Source organism: Rhodopseudomonas parapalustris (assembly GCF_053772255.1).
Window position 1 is genome coordinate 59467 of the sequence record NZ_JAMKBZ010000017.1, and the last position, 17757, is coordinate 77223.

Sequence of the window (17757 nt, forward strand, 5' to 3'; positions counted from 1 at the left end):
ACAGCCCTCAAGCCCGAGCGGGCAGCGCGATGGTGACGCCGTTACGGCGGATTTTTTCGCGCAGATTTCCTGGAGCGACGGCACCGTCCGCGCCGATCTCGACCGGCGCGATGTAGGCGCCGACGGCGCCGATATCGTCGGCGGTCGCAGCGGCAAGCAGCGCGCGCGCCGGGTCGGCCTCGCGTACGATCGCAGCGTCGGCCAGATCGGTCGACCAGCCGTTCGTTGCGGTCCGGTAGATCACCACGCCGTCGGTCGTGCGGTTGGCGGTCACCACCGAGGGGCCGGTGATCTTGATCTTCTGTTGCAGCGGGGACGTCATTCGGCGGCCATCTGATAGGTCGAGACGAGTTGTAGGAGTTGTTGCTGGCGCCACGGCGCCGAGTGGGTGACGACATCGCCGATCACCAGAAGCGCCGGACCGCCTTCGACCCGCTCGACCAGCGCAGGCAGATCGTCGAGCACGCCGACCGCCGCAACGGCGTCCGGCCGTGTCACGCGCGCGAACACGCCGACCGGGGTATCGGCAGCGCGGCCAGCCGCGAGCAAAGCCTGGCGAATCGTCGGAGCGGCGCTCATGCCCATGTAGACCACCACGGTCATCTTCTGGTCGGTCAGCGCCGACCAGTCGACCGTCTCGGCGTCTTTGGCCTTGTGCGCGGTGAGGAAGGTGATGCGCAGCGCTTCGTGCCGATAGGTCAGCGGCACTTCGAACTGCGACGCCGCACCGAACGCCGCGCTGATGCCCGGCACCACCGCATAGGACACGCCGGCTTCGCGCAGCGCTTCGACTTCTTCGCCGCCGCGGCCGAACACGAATGCATCGCCGCCTTTCAGCCGCACCGCGCGCTGGCCGGCGCGGGCGGCTTCGATCAGCAGCGCGTTGATCGCCTCCTGACCGATACCCGGCTGACCAACGCGGCGGCCGACCGGCACGCGCTTGGCGTCGCGGCGGATGCGATCGAGAACCTCCGGAGAAACCAGCTCGTCGTAGAACACCACGTCGGCGTCCGACAGCGCCCGCAGCGCCTTCAGCGTCAGCAGATCAGGGTCACCCGGTCCGGCGCCGACCAAGGTGACATGGCCGTCGGCCCGGCGGCCGAGCGAATGCCGCGCGTAGTCGGTGGCGTCGTCGATCGTCTTCAGCTCGGTCTCGGCCTCGGTCAGCCGCCCCTCGAGCACCGCGCGGCCGATCGGGCCGTCGACGACGCGCTCCCAGAACCGGCGGCGCAGCGGAAACTCAGCGATCCGCGCCTTGATCGGGGCCCGCCAGCGGCCGATCAGCGCCGCCAGATCGCCGATCCGCGCCGGCAGCACGGTCTCGATCAATTCGCGAACGCGGCGCGCCACAACCGGCGACGTACCGCCGGTACCGATCGCCACCACGACATCGCCGCGATCGACGATCGCGGGGAAAATGAAGGTCGAATGCGACAGCTCGTCCATGACGTTGACCGGCACACCGAGCGCCCGGGCTTTTGCCGCGAGCGGAGCGGCGAGATCGCCGGCCCCCGCGCACAGCAGCGCAATCGCACCGGTGAGGTCGGCGTGCAGCGGCTCGCCGTCCTGAAAGCTCACCTGCGACCGCTCGGCCTCGGTCAGGCTGGCCAGATCGCGATCACCGTCGGTCGCATACCAGCGGATCGAAGCGCCGGCGCCAAGCAGGAGCCGCAGCTTGGCCCGCGCCATCTCGCCGGCGCCCACCAGCACCACGGGCCCTGCCGCCAGATCCAGAAACACTGGAAGAAATCGCATGTTCGCTCCGTCGCCCTACTCGGCCTGTTTAGAATTATTTTCTCCACGAGACCGACACAACCCATCGATGAAGAAAATCATTCCGTTTCATTGGCGATCCGCTGGAGAGAAATTCCGCCCCCTGCAGCGGCGTTCGGGAGACTGTGGTTCTCGCGGACGGCCCTGCCGTGCTGGGCGAGCAAACCTCGTGCCGCCGATTTTATGATTCCAAACGCGGCACGCTCGGGGCTCGACCGTATCGCGCGCCACGAACCACGACGTCCGTGATGGATCGAAAGCCCCGTCACGGCGGTCAGGCCTTCTCTTTTGGCGACCTTTGACGCTAAAAGGAGCACCCGGCGCCGCCAAGCGGCGATCGGTCATTTTGACCCCTGAAAAGGCGCCCACGCGCCGTTTTCTCGCGAGACATCCAAAAATGAATCGTATTGACGCCCACGGCTTGAAAATCGCGCCCGTCCTGTTCGACTTCATCGCCAAGGAGGCCGCGCCGAAGACCGGGGTAGACCCCGACGCATTCTGGGCCGGGCTCGCCGCGATCCTGCGCGACCTGACGCCGAAGACCCGCGCGCTGCTGAAGACGCGCGACGATCTGCAGGCCAAGATCGACGCTTGGCATCTCGCCAACAAGGGCAAGAAGCAGGACATGGCGGCCTACACCGCGTTCCTGAAGGAAATCGGCTACCTGCAGCCGGAGCCGGCGACCGCCGCAGTCGAGACCGCCAATGTCGATGAAGAAATCGGCAAGCTGTGCGGCCCGCAGCTCGTGGTGCCGCTGTCGAATGCGCGCTACGCCCTGAACGCCGCCAATGCGCGCTGGGGTTCGCTGTACGACGCGTTTTACGGCACCGACGCGATTCCGCAGGAAGCCACCCAGGCCAAGGGTTACGACAAGGCCCGCGGCGACAAGGTGATCGCCAAGGCCAAGGCGTTCCTCGACGAGGCTGCGCCGCTCGCCGCCGGCAGCCACAGCGATGTCACCGGCTACAGCGTGATCTCCGGCCAGCTCTCCGCCAAGCTGAAAGATGGCAACGCCACCGGCCTGAAGAAGCCGGCCCAATTCGCCGGTTACAATGGCGACGCCGCGTCGCCGACCGCCGTGCTGCTGGTCAACAACGGCCTGCACATCGAGATCAAGATCGACCGCACCAACACTATCGGCAAGGACGATCCGGCCGGCGTCGCCGATCTGATCATCGAGTCCGCAGTGTCGACCATCCTCGACATGGAAGACTCGGTCGCCGCGGTCGACGCCGACGACAAGGTGCTGATTTATCGCAACACCCTCGGCCTGATGGACGGCACGCTGTCGGAAAGCTTTGAGAAGGGCGGCAAGACCGTCACTCGTGCGCTCAACGGCGACCGCACCTACACCGCGCCGGACGGCAAGGAAATCTCGCTGCACGGCCGCAGCCTGCTGCTGATGCGCAACGTCGGCCATCACATGTGGACCGATGCGGTGCTCGACAATAAAGGTCAGGAGATTCCGGAGGGCTTCCTCGACGCCGCGGTGTCGGGCCTGATCGCGATCCACGATCTCAAGCACCTCGGCAAGACCCGCAACAGCCGCACCGGCTCGGTCTACATCGTCAAGCCGAAGATGCACGGCCCGGATGAAGTCGCCCTCACCGTCGAGCTGTTCGGCCGCGTCGAAGAGATGCTCGGCCTGACCGCGAACACCCTGAAGGTCGGCATCATGGACGAGGAGCGCCGCACCACGGTGAACCTCAAGGCCTGCATCCAGAACGCGTCGAAGCGGATCTGCTTCATCAACACCGGCTTCCTCGACCGCACCGGCGACGAGATCCACACCTCGATGGAAGCGGGCCCGATGATCCGCAAGAACGAGATGAAGGCGCAGCCCTGGATCAAGGCCTACGAAGACTGGAACGTCGACACCGGTCTGGTCGACGGCCTGCCCGGCCATGCCCAGATCGGCAAGGGCATGTGGGCGGCCCCCGACAAGATGGCCGACATGCTGACACAGAAGATCGGCCACCCGCAGGCCGGCGCTACCACCGCCTGGGTGCCGTCGCCGACCGCTGCGACGCTGCACGCCCTGCACTACCACCAGGTCGACGTGATCGCTCGCCAGCAGGAACTCGCCAAGGGCGGTCCGCGCGCCAAGCTCGAAGACATCCTCACCATCCCGGTGTCGAACTCGAACTGGGCGCCGGACGACGTCCGCCAAGAGATCGACAACAACTGCCAGGGCATCCTCGGCTACGTGGTGCGCTGGATCGATCAGGGCGTCGGCTGCTCCAAGGTGCCGGACATCCACGACGTCGGCCTGATGGAAGACCGCGCCACGCTGCGCATCTCCAGCCAGCACCTCGCCAACTGGCTGCATCACGGCGTCGTCACCAAAGACCAGGTGCTCGACTCGCTGAAGCGGATGGCGGTGGTGGTCGATAAGCAGAATGAAGGCGATGCGCTGTACCGGCCGATGGCGCCGGACTTCGACGGCGTGGCGTTCGAGGCTGCCTGCGACTTGATCTTCAAGGGCCGGGCGCAGCCGAACGGCTACACCGAGTTCATCCTGCATGAACGCCGCCGCGAGGCGAAGGCCGCGCACCTGGAAACGGTGCGCTGAGCAGGCGACACTTGTTACTTCGTCGTCACGAAGCCTCCCCCCGCAAGGGGGAGGCTTTTTGCTTTGGTAGCTCATTACTTACGTTCGATTTCAAGCGTGCCCGAGGCCGATTTCTGGTGACCGCTTGCCGCACCGAAAGCCGGAACCATCCTCCAAGCTCCCCGTTGAACGGCATGCAAACACTGGAGGACAAGATGGACTGGAATCGCGTGGAAGGTAACTGGAAGCAGTTCAAGGGCAACGTCAAGGAGAAGTGGGGCAAGCTCACCGATGACGATCTCGACGTGATCGAAGGCCGCCGCGACCAGCTCGAAGGCAAGCTGCAGGAGCGCTACGGTTACGCCAAGGACCAGGTCCGCAAGGACGTCGACGACTGGTTCTCCAACCTGAAGTAATCGGCCTCACAGGTCGACGTACACAAGCCCCGGCGCGAGCCGGGGCTTTTTGATTTGAATGGCATTTCAGAAATCGAATGCCGACAAGCCGCAGAAAAAAGAACGGCCGGGCAAAATGCCCGGCCGGATCGATGACTTAGAATACCGCCAGATATTTCAGCAGCGACACGACGCCGATGATGATGACGACGATCCGTGCGATCTGTTTGGCGCGACCATCCAATGGCAGCATGTTGATCAGGTACAGCACCAGAATGATGACGAGAAATGTAATTAGAATTCCAATCAGGACACTCATTTTTCCTAGCTCCAACCCGCGATTATTCCGCTTGGGTCAATCGCCGAGAAGCTCATCGGTTCCCGCCTCGGAACTGACGTCCGCACCTTCGCCGCCTGCATCGCGCCTGATTGCAACCAGAAGCGTGCCGCAGAGCTCGGGTTTGTCGTCCCCTCTCAGTCATCTCCATCTCGATTGTCGTCCCCGCGAAGGCAGGGCCCAAGTCTTACAGGAGCTTTTACGAGCCTCGAGCGATGGATCAGGTGCTCTGGGACGGGGCCTCCGGACGATGACTTCAGGGATGGGAGCACCGGTGCCGCTTTCGATCTCATAGCCAGGGCCAACCACAATTCTCGGTCTCGCGCCCTAGCGAGCCGAGGTTTGTAACCGTGGCTATAGCAGCGTCGGCCGACGGGGGGCCGATTTGCCCAATGAGGCGCGCGGACAATCAGTCCTGCGCCAGCACCGGGACCTTGGAATAGCCGGCTCGAACATGATCCGCACCGGAGGCAGGCGCGAGCGCGATTCTGCCGTCGCTGCCTGAGGCGCTGCGGCCGGCGACCATCAGCCCGTCTTTTTCGGCGATGAGGTCACCCTTGCGCACAGTCGGATCGTCCTCGATCGGAATCTTGGCGAGCCCGAACTGATCCTTGCCGTTGCAGGTGCATCCGGCGACGATCTCAGTGCGGTACTTGAACGCATTAGGCAACTCCGAATACGGCTTACCGCTGGAGGTGCGAGCATTGTCGATCGACGAGCCATACACCACCTTGGTCTCGCTCGACGGACAGAAGCTATTGCACATCTCGGCCTTGCTCTCGCCGCCGGTTGCCGAGATCGGAAAATAGCGGCCGTCGCAACTGCGGACGCAATACGCCTGACCACCGCCCGAATAGGTGCGCGCGCTCGAACGAGACGGGCGTTCACGCGTCTGAGGGGCATAACCGTCATCGGCAAACGGCAAAGCCGGCATGCGCGGCTGATAGCGCGGCGCCTGGAAGCCGCCGAACAGTGCCTGGAAAAAGTCCTGCGCATGGGCGGCCGGCGCCGCTGCGGCCGCAGCCAAGACGACGCCGAAGCCGACTGCGATCCGGCCTGAACTGAGCTTGCGCATGATCTATCTCCGGTCGCTTTCTGGCGTTAGTCGATCGACGACACTGAAATGTTCATCGCCTGCCGACCCGGCCGCGACGTCGCGCGCGCTTCGATCGGGTGGGAGGCGGACTTCGGCAGCACCACCACCCGCGTCCCGAGACCGACCCGGCTGAACAGATCCTCGACGTCCTCATTGGTCAGGCGGATGCAGCCCGACGACACAAACTTACCGATCGTCGAGGGATCGTTGGTGCCGTGAATGCGGTAGGCAGTCGAACCGAGATACATCGCCCGTGCACCGAGCGGATTGCCCGGCCCACCGGCCATGAAGCGCGGCAGGTAAGGCTGACGCGCGATCATCTCCGCCGGCGGCCGCCAATCCGGCCACTCTGCCTTGCGGGTGACTGTCTGAACGCCTGACCAGGTGAAGCCTTCGCGCCCCACACCGACCCCGTAACGGATCGCCCGGCCACCGCCGAGCACATAATACAGATACGTATTGGCGGTATCGATCACGACGGTGCCGGCCGGCTCCCGGGACGGATAGCTGACGACGGTACGGCGGAGCCGATCGGGAAGCTGCGCATCCTCGTCGCCCACGGCGGCGTCGTCGGCCTGATCCGTCGGAGACACCAGAACCTCGTCCCCCGTCGTAAACGGGCCGGCCTCCGGCGCAGCCGCGTAGCCAAGCGTTTGCGCCGATGCGCCACCGGCAGACAGGACGCCCGCGACCAAGACCGTCGCCGCACCGAGCAGCCAGCGGCGCGCAACGCGCGTCGGCGACCGGCCGTAAGTCGATGTGTTCGAAAGAGTGATCATGATCGCATCCCCGCCTGTTAGTTGCGTCGTCTCGACACGAGCTGCTAACAAACGTCGCCGCATCCCAAACCGTTCCCTACCGCTCTACCGAAGCCGGCAAAGAACTCGGGGGAACTTTCCGCGACAACATGGGTTTAAGGCGAGTGCCGTAGCGAGCGGCGACTGACTACAAGGCCGTTCGATCCAGTCGCTGGGGGTACTTTTGTGCGCAGTCTTCCAGCCGAGCTTCCAGGTACACCGCTGCCCGAGAGCCCCGATGACCGGCCACCGCTGATAAGGCGCACCGAGGTGGTCGCCTTCGCCCTGGTGGCGTTGTTGGTGATCTTTGTGATCGGCCTGCTCTACGTCGGCAAACCGTTCTTCCTTCCGATCGTTACCGCCTTCGTGGTCGGTACGATGTTGTCGCCGGTCGCGAGCCTTTTGGAACGCTTGCGAATTCCGCGCGGTGTCAGCGCCGTGCTGATCGTGCTCGCGGGCCTGGCCGGCGTCACCTTCATGATCGGACTGATTTCGGTGCCGCTGATCGAGTGGACCAACCGGCTCCCGGAGCTCGGCTCGCTATTGCGCGACAAGCTTCACGTTCTCGACAAGCCCGTGGCCATGTGGCGGCAGATCCAATCGGCATTGGGTGGGGCCGAGACCTTGGCGCCGCCGACCATGCAGATGCCGAAGATCGACTGGATGCAGCCGACGGTCGAATTTCTCTCCCCCACGCTCACCGAAATCATGCTGTTTCTGGTGACTCTGGTGCTGTTCGTGGCGAGCTGGCATGGCCTGCGTCGGGCGTTGGTGATGCTGTTCACCGAGCGCGAAGCCCGGCTTCGGACTTTGCGGATCCTGAACGAACTCGAGGACAGCCTCGGCTCCTATCTGATGACCGTGACGGTGATCAATCTGTGCTATGGCGCCGCAACCGGCTTGATCTGCGCCGTAGCCGGGATGCCGAACCCCGCCGGTCTGGGAGCTCTGGCGGCAACGCTCAACTTCATCCCGATCATCGGCCCGTTCGTGATGTTCCTGATCCTGTGCGTCGTCGGGATCGTCAGCATGCCGACACTCGGCGCCGGGCTGCTAGCCGCTTTCGGCTTCGCCTGCCTGACCTTCATTGAAGGGCACTTCATCACGCCCACTGTCATCGGCCGCCGTCTTTCGCTGAATGCACTGGCGGTCTTCATCGCGATCGCGTTCTGGAGCTGGCTTTGGGGGCCGATGGGCGCTTTCCTCGCGTCGCCCCTGCTGATCGTCGGTCTGGTGCTGAAAGAGCACCTGATGCCGGACGACTCTCCACAGCTTCCTGGCAGCTGAGCCCAGTTGAGCCGACCTAGGGCTCGTCTTGTCCGCTACCGCGGATCCGGGTCCTTTCAAACGCAAGCATCCGCCCAAAGGGGGCGGATGTCGGTTCGACAACGGATGTGAGGTCCGGACGGTCAGCCGGCGAGCATCAGGCCACGCATCGGCCCGGCGCGAGCTGCTTGGCGACCTCGGTCAGAACGCTCACCACCGGCTCGCAAGCGACGATCGGCTTCGGCGCCATCATCTGCCGTTTCACTTCCGGCGCGCGCAAGGCGCCGCTGATCTGCTCCTGCGGAATCCGAACGAGCACGGACTGTCCGATCAACGTCACCGCAAAAGTCTGTCCCGGCTGCGTCGCGAGCGGCGTCACTGTCCGGTCGGCTTTGGTCGAGCGGTTGACGTCCTGAACCGCTGGTGCGATCGATGCTTGCCGGATGAGGTTCGCACGGCCGAGGTCTTCGCCGACCGCCAGTTGCGCTACGCCGAGCGTCCCGGTGATAGCAAGGGCGCCCAAAATTCCCCGCACGATCTGTGACATGGTGATCTTGCCGCTTTGTTGTAGCAGGCGTTGTGCCGCTTTCCCTGGTGCGGAGGCCGTGACAACGTCGTTAACGACGCCCGCAATGATTAATCGCGCAGGGGGCGCAGCGGTTCGATAACCATCGATCAACTGAGCGTGTTAACGATTTTAACAGTTGACTGGAACGTTCCGATCACATCGGCGTTCAACAGGCGCCGGTCGAGTCCCCCCTCCCCGAATTACGAAACCGGCTGGACAGAGCGCCGCTGTGTGATGCCAGCGGCGCTCTGCCTGTTTTAGCGGGGCCAGTATTTCCAAACGGTTGGTGACATTCGTCGCAACGCAAAATGAAAGCGCCGCCCGGGTTCACCCGGACGGCGCTGACTTTGTGCAGACGCGAAAATGTCAGGAAGCGACGGCGCTCGGCTTGCGATTGCGTGAATTGCGCTGGAAGAACAACGCTTGGCTCGCAACCGCGGACACCATTGCCGGTTGGAACGGCTTGGAAATCAGGAAGGCTGGCTCGGGCCGCTCGCCGGTGAGGAAACGCTCCGGATAGGCGGTGATGAACACCACCGGCACTTCGAAGGTTCGCAACAATTCGTTAACCGCATCGAGACCCGAACTGCCGTCAGCAAGCTGAATATCGGCCAAAATCAGACCGGGCTTCTTGGTCTTTGCCAGCGCGATCGCATCTGCGTGCGTGCGTGCGACGCCGATGACATTGTGACCGAGCCCTTTGACCAGGCTCTCGATATCCATCGCGATGAAGGTCTCATCCTCGATGATCAGGACATCGGTAGCGATATCCTCGGCCATCTCGCGGCCCGCGGTATCGACGAGCTGCCGAACCTCGACGACGTCGACCTGAAGCACGAATGCCACTTCTTCCTCGGAGAAGCCTTCCAGCGAAAGCAACAAGAAGGCCTGGCGCGGCAGCGGCGTGATCGCCGACAGCCGGCGCTCGGTCGGCATCGGCAGGGTCGCCACATCGGTATCGTCGTTCAACGCGACCGAGTTCCAGATCTGGGTGAAAAGACGGAAGAGACCCGCCCGCGGGCCATGCCGCTCGTCGAGCAGGGCCGGGTCCTGGAGCAGCGCCTCCAGCATCGCGCCCACATAGGCGTCACCGGAGGCTTGGCTTCCGGTCAGGGCGCGCGCGTAGCGGCGCAGCAAGGGCAAATGCTCGGCAACAACCTGTGATCTCGACATCCCCACTCCATCAGTCATCTCGGCCGACGCCTGCGGCGGGCCTGCACCTCTGCGAGGGCAACTACGCCCGAGCTGATCCAAAGTTCCATTCCCTGCGGGAACTTTCACGCCGGGACCGCATTAGGCTCCGGTAAACGGCGACAGATCAAGGAAAACCCTCGAAGTTCAGGGGACTTGACCATGGGGAACACATTGGATCAGTCATGCAAGAATTCAAGGCTCAAACCATGAAGAAGTCGGCTCCAGGCTCCAAGGGAGGTCTCAACGCGGAGATCCAGGCTCGGATCGGGCATCAGTTGCGCGCGATGTACGACGACGTCGTTCGCCAGGGCGTTCCTGACAGGTTCGCGGAGCTGATCAAGAAGCTGGATGATCCCCAGGAAGCAGCGCAAGCCGCGGGTGCCACGAGTACGACAGAGGGGAGGGATTGATATGCCTCTCACTGATTCCCTTCGAGACGACATCCTCGCCGCCGTGCCGAGCCTGCGCGCGTTCGCGATCTCGCTGAGCGGCAATGCCGATCGCGCCGACGACCTGGTCCAGGAGACCTTGTTGCGAGCGCTGGCCAACATCGACTCGTTTCAGCCGGGCTCCAACCTGCCCGCCTGGTTGTTCACGATCCTGCGCAACCTGTTTCGCTCGGACTATCGCAAGCGGCGCCGGGAGGTGGAGGATGCCGACGGCAGCTACGCCAAAACGCTGAAGTCGCAACCTGGACAGACCGCGCATCTGGAGTTCGAGGAATTCCGGACCGCCCTGGACAAGCTCCCGCAGGATCAACGGGAAGCACTGATCCTGGTCGGCGCCTCGGGCTTCTCCTACGAAGATGCCGCCGCGATCTGCGGCTGCGCGGTGGGCACGATCAAGAGCCGAGTGAACCGTGCCCGGTCTAAACTCAGCGCGCTGCTCTATGTCGAAGGCGCCGAAGATTTCGGCCCGGACGACACGGTGCGCGCCGTGATCGGCGGCAACGGCTAGCCGCCACCGATCGACCGGTTGCTCGATCGCAAATTGACGACGTCGAGCGAAGGTCGCACGGCCAACCCCACAAAGACACGCGTGCGAGGACGGCCCTGAAAAGGGCCCCTCGCCCGCACGAGTCGATTCCGCATCGACCGGACGCAGGTCGCCGGGTGGACGCCAAAGTTTTCTTCTGATTCAGCGCTTGCGTGGCTTAGCAGCCGGCCGCACCGGAGCGGTGATCTGACCGGTGCGGTCGCGCTCATTGACATCCACGACCGTTTCCAGCGGCGCATTCAGCTCGTAGACGTAGCTGATGTCGGTGAAGTACCGCTTCGACGTCCCGCCGAGCGCTTCCGGCGCGACGCGATCAAGCAGGATGATCCCGAACTCACTGTCTGGACGCCGGGTCGCCGCGCTGGTGTTGAATTCCTCCCAACGGAAGTGGAAGGTCGCATCCTTGTCGTCGCCGGCAACGGACCAACTGGCCACCACCCGCGGGTGCTTGCCGACCACGGCCAGCCCTTCGTCGGAATGCGACGCCAGCTCGAAGAACAACAGCGACAGGCTCTGTGCGGCACGGGCGCTGACCGCGATGTCCGGCCCATCGATCTCGATCCGGTCCGCATGCGGAATCGCGCGCCCCTCGAACAGCCCCTTCAGCATCACGCCCTGCCATTGGCTTTCGCTGAGCAGCGATACCACGTTGGACATCGCGTGAATCCGGCCAATCAGCAATTCCCGAGCGACGTCGACATCAGAACCATGGCGCAAGGTTCGGGTCACGATCGACTGGATCACCGCCAGGATGTTCTTCACCCGGTGATTGAGCTCATCGATCACCGCCGTCAGACGACGTTCGAAGCCGATCCGCATCTGGATCTCGCGCCGAAGCCGAATATTGCTGTAGCTGACGTAGCCGAACAGGCCGCCAATGATCAGCGTGAGCGCCAGACCGGCAAGGCCGATCAACAGCGCCATTCTCTGCGCGCGGTCGTAGGGGTCGATCTTGGGATAATAGGCGAGCGACCAATCGCGGTTACCGAACGTCACGGTCCGTGTGATCATCGGCGCCGCGCCGTCCGGAACCGCGCGCGTCGTCACCTCGCCGCTATCGTCGGCGACCAGCTCGTATCCATCCCGGCCCGGATCCTTGAGCACGACTGAGAACAACGACAAATCGTCGTTGGTCAGCATCAGCGTGGCCAGATTATAGGAGAAGGTGACGAAACCGACGGTGTCCGAACTGTCGGGATTCTTCACCGGCGCAGCCAGCACGACACCGATCGGACCATTGCGCGTCAACGGCACCGGATCGGAGACGAAGGGCTGACCTTCAGCCAACGCGCGCGCGAATGTACGCCCGAGTACAGGATCGTGGTCCAGCATTCGGCCGGTGAGCGCCATCGTCTCGGGATTGCGAGGTTCGACGTCCATGACGACGTCCAGCGGGACCGCATCGCTGCTCGCCTCGAGCGGCGTGCCGTCGTATTCTCGGACGGTGGGATCCGGGAAGCCCGCCTTGGTGAGCTCCTCTTCCGCAGCCGTGACTTCGTCGGGCTTCAACCGCGCGACCCAGGTCGCCAACACGAAATCTGTCTTGAATGTGTAGATCGAGGAGCGCAGCGGCTGCAGCATGTCGGCCTTGATCACCGACGGCTTGCGGAACAGTCCCGACGCGACGCGGCCGAGCAGCTCCCGCTCGGTGAGGCGATCCTGAACCTGACTGGCATGAACATCGATGGCCCGGCCGAGAGCGATCCGCTGGATCGCCGCTTCCTGCTCGTACACCCGGGATGCGGAAAAGCCTGACAGCACCACCCCGATAACAGCGATCAAGCCGATGATGAAGCCAAGCCTAACCACGCTCTTACTCATTGTCCGAGGCGGAGCGCCCGCCTCTCGTATTCAAGGTATCGCCCTCCACCATGCAGAGACATCGACTGCAACGCAACCGAATGATCCCTGAGGACTGCGCGTCGGGGCTTCTTTTCAAGAGCGGTTCAACACAACGGCCCCAAGTCCGGTTCCGACGCCGCCGATCACAAACACGATACATCGGCCCGCGAACGCCTCACTGCGGAGTGAGCTTTCGTCGACCGCGAAGGCTTCAAGCCGACTTGCCACGGGGGATCAGGCCACCCTTCTCCTCGATGAAGCTGATGATGCGGTCCAGGCCTTCGCTTTTCTTCAAATTGGTCATCACGAACGGCCGCGCACCGCGCATCCGGCGGGCGTCGGTATCCATCTTGTCGAGCGAGGCGCCGACGTAGGGAGCCAGATCGATCTTGTTGATCACCAGCAAGTCGGACCGCGTGATACCCGGGCCTCCCTTCGAAGGGATCTTGTCGCCGGCGGCAACGTCGATCACGTAAATGGTGATGTCGGCGAGTTCCGGAGAAAATGTCGCAGCCAGATTGTCGCCACCGGATTCGATCAGCACGAGGTCGAGGCCAGGAAACTTGCCGCGCATCTCGGCGACGGCGGCGAGATTCATCGAAGCATCCTCTCGAATAGCCGTGTGCGGACAGCCGCCGGTCTCCACTCCGGCGATCCGATCCGGCGTCAGCGACCCGGAGCGCACCAGGAATTCGGCGTCCCACCTCGTATAGATGTCGTTGGTGATCGCGGCGATGTCGTAGCGCTCGCGCATGGACTTGCAGAGCAGATCCATCAGCGCGGTTTTGCCGGAGCCAACCGGGCCGCCGATACCGACGCGAAGGGGGCCGTGATGATCAGACATGTTGGAATTCCGCTGAGACCTCGGTGCGAGCGGACCCGAAGGCCGTTCGAACGCTCGGAATGCACCGCCATGCGACTAAGAACGATGCTGCGTGATATTGCAAGCCGGCAACAGCCGAGATAGGCAGCGCACATCTCGGTGGTCTTGGCCGTGGCGTGGCGAGTTGCTCGATACGCGAGAAATGAAGATCGCTTTCCGCCATACCTCCTCCCGATGTTGGAGACCGGCTACCGAGTACCGCACACGACCGCAACCGTGCGCATATCTTATCCACTACTGCAGTTCTGGCAGGGCTCATTTCAATTGACGCACCTGATCAGCACTTCAATGATGCCCGCTGGGGACAGAATGACGTCATCGCAACTGCCGGACAAAGAAATCCCGAAGCGAAGCGGTAACAGCCCTGAGCAGCAAGCCGCTGCAAAGCGGGCCGACGATGCCGCGCAGCATGCGGCGGTTGCTGAGACCGCAGACGATCAAGACCAGAACACAGCTCCTGCGCTGCTGCTCTCTGGCGATCCCGCACAGCAGCAGAACGCGACCAAAGCCCTCGACGAACGCGACGAAATCGCAAAACGCATTGCTGCCTTCCGAAATCTGCAGATCAGGTTGAAGCAGGAGCGTGAGGAATATTACGAGCGCACCCTGGCCCGCGCTCGCGCCGAACTCGCGCCTGACGCGAAATCCCCCCGCTAAGCAATCTCGATTCGCACCTCGCTGCGCCGACTATCCTGCCGAAGAGTCCCGGTTACACCTTTGGTCGAGCAATCACGTCGCCGTCGAGGCACTAAGCGCAGCAGCGCTCAGACCTCGTCATTCGCGACAAATCGTCTCCATCAGCAGCACGATTTCAGGAAATACACGGCGAACAACCGCCGATTCGCACTCTTTGGCGGCAGGATTCCGCTTTGCGAGAAAACGCGGCAGCCAGCAGAGCCGGCGCTGATTTGCAGTCGTTTGAGGCGGATCAACGGCGGCGAATTCGACGAAACGACGATTGTCACTACGCGGCGAGTACCTATTTCCGCCCGATTGGCAACTACACAACCTTAAACTAACGCTAACCGAAGCCGCTTCGATCAGTTCGAAATTCTCAATTTCTGAATTGTCGGCACGAAATGAGTGTAGTAGAAGGGCGCTTCACTAAAGGAGCCTACGCGTGGCAAAGAAAGCGAAAGCAAAGACTGCGAAGACCGCAGCGAAGTCGAAGAAGGCCAAGAAGGTCGTGACCAAGGCCGCGGCGAAGACCGCTACCAAGGCCAAGGCCGCCAAGAAGGGCAAGATCACTCGCCGCGAATACACCAAGGAAGACATCAAGGAGCTGAAGGCGCATTCGAAGGCGCGCACTCCGGTGGCGGAAATCGCCCGTCTGACCAATCGGACCGTCGGCTCGCTGCGCCAGAAGGCGTTGAAGCTCGGTATCGGTCTCGGCCACCAGCGCTGAGCCTGAACGCGCAGCTCGCGAAGCGACTACGACGGCCGATCGCAGGCCAGGGCCGGCTCATCCGGCCCTATCAGTCGCGCTTCGCGAGCGGCGCAGCAGCCTTTTTGACCCAGACTTTGTTATCGTGGAACGCCGCACCGCCGTGCGGCGCGATCGGTTCTGCGCTGGTCAGGATGTTGATTCCGCGTCCGCCGCGATGAGTCCGGTTCGGAAACACTGATTCGGCGACCAGAACGCCGCGCCGCAGTCCACTGTTCAACCGGACCGTGAGCAACGTTTCCCCCCGGGTATTCCCCAGCATCACGATATCGCCGTCACCGACACCGATCTCGCCCGCGTCGGACGGATGCATCATCACGTTCGGCTCACCCTCGCGCGCTTGCGACGAGGGCGTTTCATTGAAGGTGGAGTTGAGGAAGCTCCGGGCCGGACTGGTCGCGAGCCGGAACGGATGCTCCGCGTCGGCTTCTTCGGTCACGGCCCAGTGGTCCGGCAGGCTCGGCATCGCCTGCCACGGCCCGAGCCGCAGCTTGCGTGCCAGATTGACGTTGCCCCAGTCCGCGCGGAAGTGAAACTTGCCGTCCGGATGCCCGAAGCCGTCGAGAAAGTGCGACGCGCGGAAATCCGGCTGCAGATCGCGCCAAAGATCGGCCTCGAGCTGCTCGATACCACCGTAGCCACTGCTTTTCAGGGTCGTATCGATGACTTCCCGCGGTGTCATGGCAAACGCCGGATGGGCGACGCCGAGCCGCTGCGCGACCCCCTGTAGCACCTCGTGGTTGGAGCGGCACTCACCCGGCGGGTCGATCAGCCGCGCGCCGACCGAGATGTGCTGATGACCGCCGCCGTAGTACAGATCATCGTGCTCCAGGAACATCGTCGCCGGCAGTACGATGTCGGCCATCAGCGCCGTCTCGGTCATGAACTGTTCGTGCACCGCGACGAACAAGTCTTCACGCGCGAAGCCGGCACGAACCAGCTCCTGCTCCGGCGCCACGGTCATCGGGTTGGTGTTCTGAATCAGCATCGCCTTGACCGGTGCGCCGCCGGCTAGCGCCTCGGCATCGCCGGTGAGGACGCGACCGATCTGCGACTGATCCAGTATCCGCGTCGCCGGATCGAGCTGATCCAATCCTTCGATCAAGGATTTGTCGAAGCCGAAGATCGAGCCGTTGTTGAAGAATGCGCCGCCGCCTTCGTGCTGCCAGGCACCGGTCGCGGCCGGAATACACAGTGCAGCGTGCATCTGGGCGGCACCGTTGCGGCTGCGGGTGAAGCCATAGCCGAGACGGAAAAAGCTTCGCTTGGTACTGCCGACCGCGTGCGCGAAGGCTTCGATCTCCGCCTCCGGCACGCCGCAGATTGCCGAGGCCCATGCCGGAGTCCGGGTCGCCAGATGAGCTTCCAGCGCCTCAGGACAATCGGTGTAGCGCGCCATATAGGCGCGGTCCGCGAGGCCGTCGCGAAACAGAACATGCATCACGCCGCAGGCGAAAGCGCCGTCGGTGCCCGGACGCAGGATGATCCGGATGTCGGCCTGCTGCATCGTTTCGTTGTCGTAGATATCGACGACGGCAATCTTGGCACCGCGGTCTTTGCGGGCACGCGCGGCGTGGGTCATCACATTGACCTGGGTCGAAACCGGATTGGTACCCCAGATGACAATCAGATCCGACTTCGCCATTTCGCGCGGATCGACACCCGCAACCTTGCCGACGCCCGCCGCATAGCCGGCCCAGGCGACGTTCGCGCAAATCGTCGAATAGAACCGCGAGTATTTCTTGACGTTGGCGAGACGGTTGATGCCGTCGCGCATCACCAGCCCCATGGTGCCGGCATAGTAATAAGGCCACACCGACTCCGCGCCGAACTGCGCTTCGGCGGCCTGAAACCGCGCGGCGATCTCGTCCAGTGCATCGTCCCAGGAAATACGGGCAAACTGCCCGGAGCCTTTTGGACCGGTCCGACGCATCGGATAGATCAGCCGATCGGGATGGTGGATGCGCTCGGCGTAGCGGGCGACTTTGGCGCAGACCACGCCGGCCGTGTAGGTCTGCCGCTTCGAGCCGCGCAGCCGACCGATGGTCGCGCCGTCGATCACTTCGACGTCGAGCGCACAGGCCGACGGACAATCATGCGGACAGGTGGAGTGGCGGATGTCGACCGCGGCGCGCTGGTTCATATGCGAACCGTTATCACGAGTTTTCGCGGCTGAGAACGGTAGCGGACCATGGCTTCGCAAAGCGAAGGTCTTCACCGGGCGGGCTGCAACTTTTTCACGGGTCCGTTCGTTATGCCGGCTCAACAAGGACGATGCGCAACATGCAACCGGCACAAAACATCGATTTCAACCGTTTGGCGCAGGAAATAGCCGCGTGGCGAGCAGTTCCGGCGGGCGATCGCGCCCCCGCGCCCGGCTGGTGGTGGGGCCCCGCAATGGCGCTGCGCCACGCCAAGCAGACGTTGTCGGCGGAGGATTGCCGCAAGTTTGGCCTGCCGCCCGGCGCATCGTTCGCCGACGCCGGCAACAAGGTGATGGCGTTTCTGGCAGCACAGCGGTCGCTGGCGCGTCCGGGCGAATTTCCGAAGAGGCGTCTCCGCGACGGCGGACTGCGGCACAGCTCGTTCGCGATGGCGGCCGAGTAAGCCCGCCT

Annotated in this window: 18 protein-coding genes; 8 read left to right on the forward strand and 10 right to left on the reverse strand. The window is 63.4% G+C overall.

Features of this window, described 5'->3' with window-relative positions; translation table 11 throughout:
• Nucleotides 1-7: 7 nt before the first annotated feature.
• Both M9H71_RS15825 and cysG read right to left on the reverse strand, forming a co-directional pair.
• Nucleotides 8-322: a DUF2849 domain-containing protein gene (locus M9H71_RS15825; protein ID WP_455405917.1), complete on the reverse strand. Its 315-nt coding sequence runs from the start codon at nt 320-322 to the stop codon at nt 8-10.
• The gene (gene cysG / locus M9H71_RS15830) at nt 319-1755 is read right to left on the reverse strand and encodes a siroheme synthase CysG (RefSeq protein ID WP_455405918.1); all 1437 of its coding nucleotides are present in this window, start codon (nt 1753-1755) and stop codon (nt 319-321) included. The genes M9H71_RS15825 and cysG overlap by 4 nt, the downstream gene beginning before the upstream one ends.
• A gap of 415 nt (nt 1756-2170) precedes the next feature.
• Here cysG and M9H71_RS15835 point away from each other — a divergent pair, with 415 nt between their 5' ends.
• Together M9H71_RS15835 and M9H71_RS15840 are read left to right on the forward strand one after the other, a co-directional pair.
• Nucleotides 2171-4345, forward strand: a complete 2175-nt coding sequence (locus tag M9H71_RS15835; protein ID WP_455405919.1) for a malate synthase G — start codon at nt 2171-2173, stop codon at nt 4343-4345.
• A 194-nt stretch (nt 4346-4539) separates the two neighbouring features.
• Nucleotides 4540-4740: a CsbD family protein gene (locus tag M9H71_RS15840; protein WP_455405920.1), complete on the forward strand. Its 201-nt coding sequence runs from the start codon at nt 4540-4542 to the stop codon at nt 4738-4740.
• Nucleotides 4741-4876: 136 nt separating this feature from the next.
• On the opposite strand, the gene M9H71_RS15845 is transcribed toward M9H71_RS15840, so the two are convergent.
• The 3 genes from M9H71_RS15845 to M9H71_RS15855 all read right to left on the reverse strand — a co-directional run bounded on the left by M9H71_RS15845 (nt 4877) and on the right by M9H71_RS15855 (nt 6931).
• Complete coding sequence (locus M9H71_RS15845) at nt 4877-5038, reverse strand: Thivi_2564 family membrane protein (RefSeq protein WP_455405921.1); 162 nt, start codon at nt 5036-5038, stop codon at nt 4877-4879.
• 427 nt (nt 5039-5465) lie between these two features.
• Nucleotides 5466-6131 carry a DUF2865 domain-containing protein gene (locus tag M9H71_RS15850; RefSeq protein ID WP_455405922.1) on the reverse strand — a complete coding sequence of 222 codons (666 nt, stop codon included), beginning with the start codon at nt 6129-6131 and terminating at the stop codon, nt 5466-5468.
• Nucleotides 6132-6157: 26 nt separating this feature from the next.
• Nucleotides 6158-6931, reverse strand: a complete 774-nt coding sequence (locus tag M9H71_RS15855) for a L,D-transpeptidase (protein WP_455405923.1) — start codon at nt 6929-6931, stop codon at nt 6158-6160.
• 204 nt (nt 6932-7135) lie between these two features.
• On the opposite strand from M9H71_RS15855, the gene M9H71_RS15860 reads away from it, so the two are divergent.
• The gene (locus M9H71_RS15860; RefSeq protein ID WP_455405924.1) at nt 7136-8236 is read left to right on the forward strand and encodes an AI-2E family transporter; all 1101 of its coding nucleotides are present in this window, start codon (nt 7136-7138) and stop codon (nt 8234-8236) included.
• Nucleotides 8237-8372: 136 nt separating this feature from the next.
• Here M9H71_RS15860 and M9H71_RS15865 read toward each other — a convergent pair whose 3' ends face one another.
• Together M9H71_RS15865 and M9H71_RS15870 are read right to left on the reverse strand one after the other, a co-directional pair.
• Nucleotides 8373-8894: a hypothetical protein gene (locus M9H71_RS15865; RefSeq protein ID WP_455405925.1), complete on the reverse strand. Its 522-nt coding sequence runs from the start codon at nt 8892-8894 to the stop codon at nt 8373-8375.
• A gap of 255 nt (nt 8895-9149) precedes the next feature.
• Entirely contained in the window at nt 9150-9956 is an 807-nt protein-coding gene (locus M9H71_RS15870) for a response regulator (protein ID WP_455405966.1), read from the reverse strand.
• Between the two features lie 203 nt (nt 9957-10159).
• On the opposite strand from M9H71_RS15870, the gene M9H71_RS15875 reads away from it, so the two are divergent.
• A complete protein-coding gene (locus M9H71_RS15875) occupies nt 10160-10387 on the forward strand; it encodes a NepR family anti-sigma factor (protein WP_455405926.1) in 228 nt (75 codons plus the stop codon).
• Between the two features lies 1 nt (nt 10388).
• Entirely contained in the window at nt 10389-10934 is a 546-nt protein-coding gene (locus M9H71_RS15880; RefSeq protein ID WP_455405927.1) for a sigma-70 family RNA polymerase sigma factor, read from the forward strand.
• 180 nt (nt 10935-11114) lie between these two features.
• Here the strand turns inward: M9H71_RS15880 and M9H71_RS15885 are convergent, their stop codons facing one another.
• Nucleotides 11115-12782: a CHASE domain-containing protein gene (locus M9H71_RS15885; RefSeq protein ID WP_455405928.1), complete on the reverse strand. Its 1668-nt coding sequence runs from the start codon at nt 12780-12782 to the stop codon at nt 11115-11117.
• A 244-nt stretch (nt 12783-13026) separates the two neighbouring features.
• Nucleotides 13027-13659: an urease accessory protein UreG gene (gene ureG, locus M9H71_RS15890; RefSeq protein WP_455405929.1), complete on the reverse strand. Its 633-nt coding sequence runs from the start codon at nt 13657-13659 to the stop codon at nt 13027-13029.
• A gap of 348 nt (nt 13660-14007) precedes the next feature.
• On the opposite strand from ureG, the gene M9H71_RS15895 reads away from it, so the two are divergent.
• Together M9H71_RS15895 and M9H71_RS15900 are read left to right on the forward strand one after the other, a co-directional pair.
• A complete protein-coding gene (locus M9H71_RS15895; RefSeq protein ID WP_455405930.1) occupies nt 14008-14355 on the forward strand; it encodes a hypothetical protein in 348 nt (115 codons plus the stop codon).
• Nucleotides 14356-14818: 463 nt separating this feature from the next.
• Nucleotides 14819-15103: a hypothetical protein gene (locus M9H71_RS15900; protein WP_011159765.1), complete on the forward strand. Its 285-nt coding sequence runs from the start codon at nt 14819-14821 to the stop codon at nt 15101-15103.
• A 70-nt stretch (nt 15104-15173) separates the two neighbouring features.
• Here the strand turns inward: M9H71_RS15900 and M9H71_RS15905 are convergent, their stop codons facing one another.
• Nucleotides 15174-17285 carry a molybdopterin oxidoreductase family protein gene (locus M9H71_RS15905; RefSeq protein ID WP_455405931.1) on the reverse strand — a complete coding sequence of 704 codons (2112 nt, stop codon included), beginning with the start codon at nt 17283-17285 and terminating at the stop codon, nt 15174-15176.
• A 140-nt stretch (nt 17286-17425) separates the two neighbouring features.
• On the opposite strand from M9H71_RS15905, the gene M9H71_RS15910 reads away from it, so the two are divergent.
• The gene (locus M9H71_RS15910; RefSeq protein WP_455405932.1) at nt 17426-17749 is read left to right on the forward strand and encodes a hypothetical protein; all 324 of its coding nucleotides are present in this window, start codon (nt 17426-17428) and stop codon (nt 17747-17749) included.
• The last annotated feature ends 8 nt before the right edge of the window (nt 17750-17757 follow it).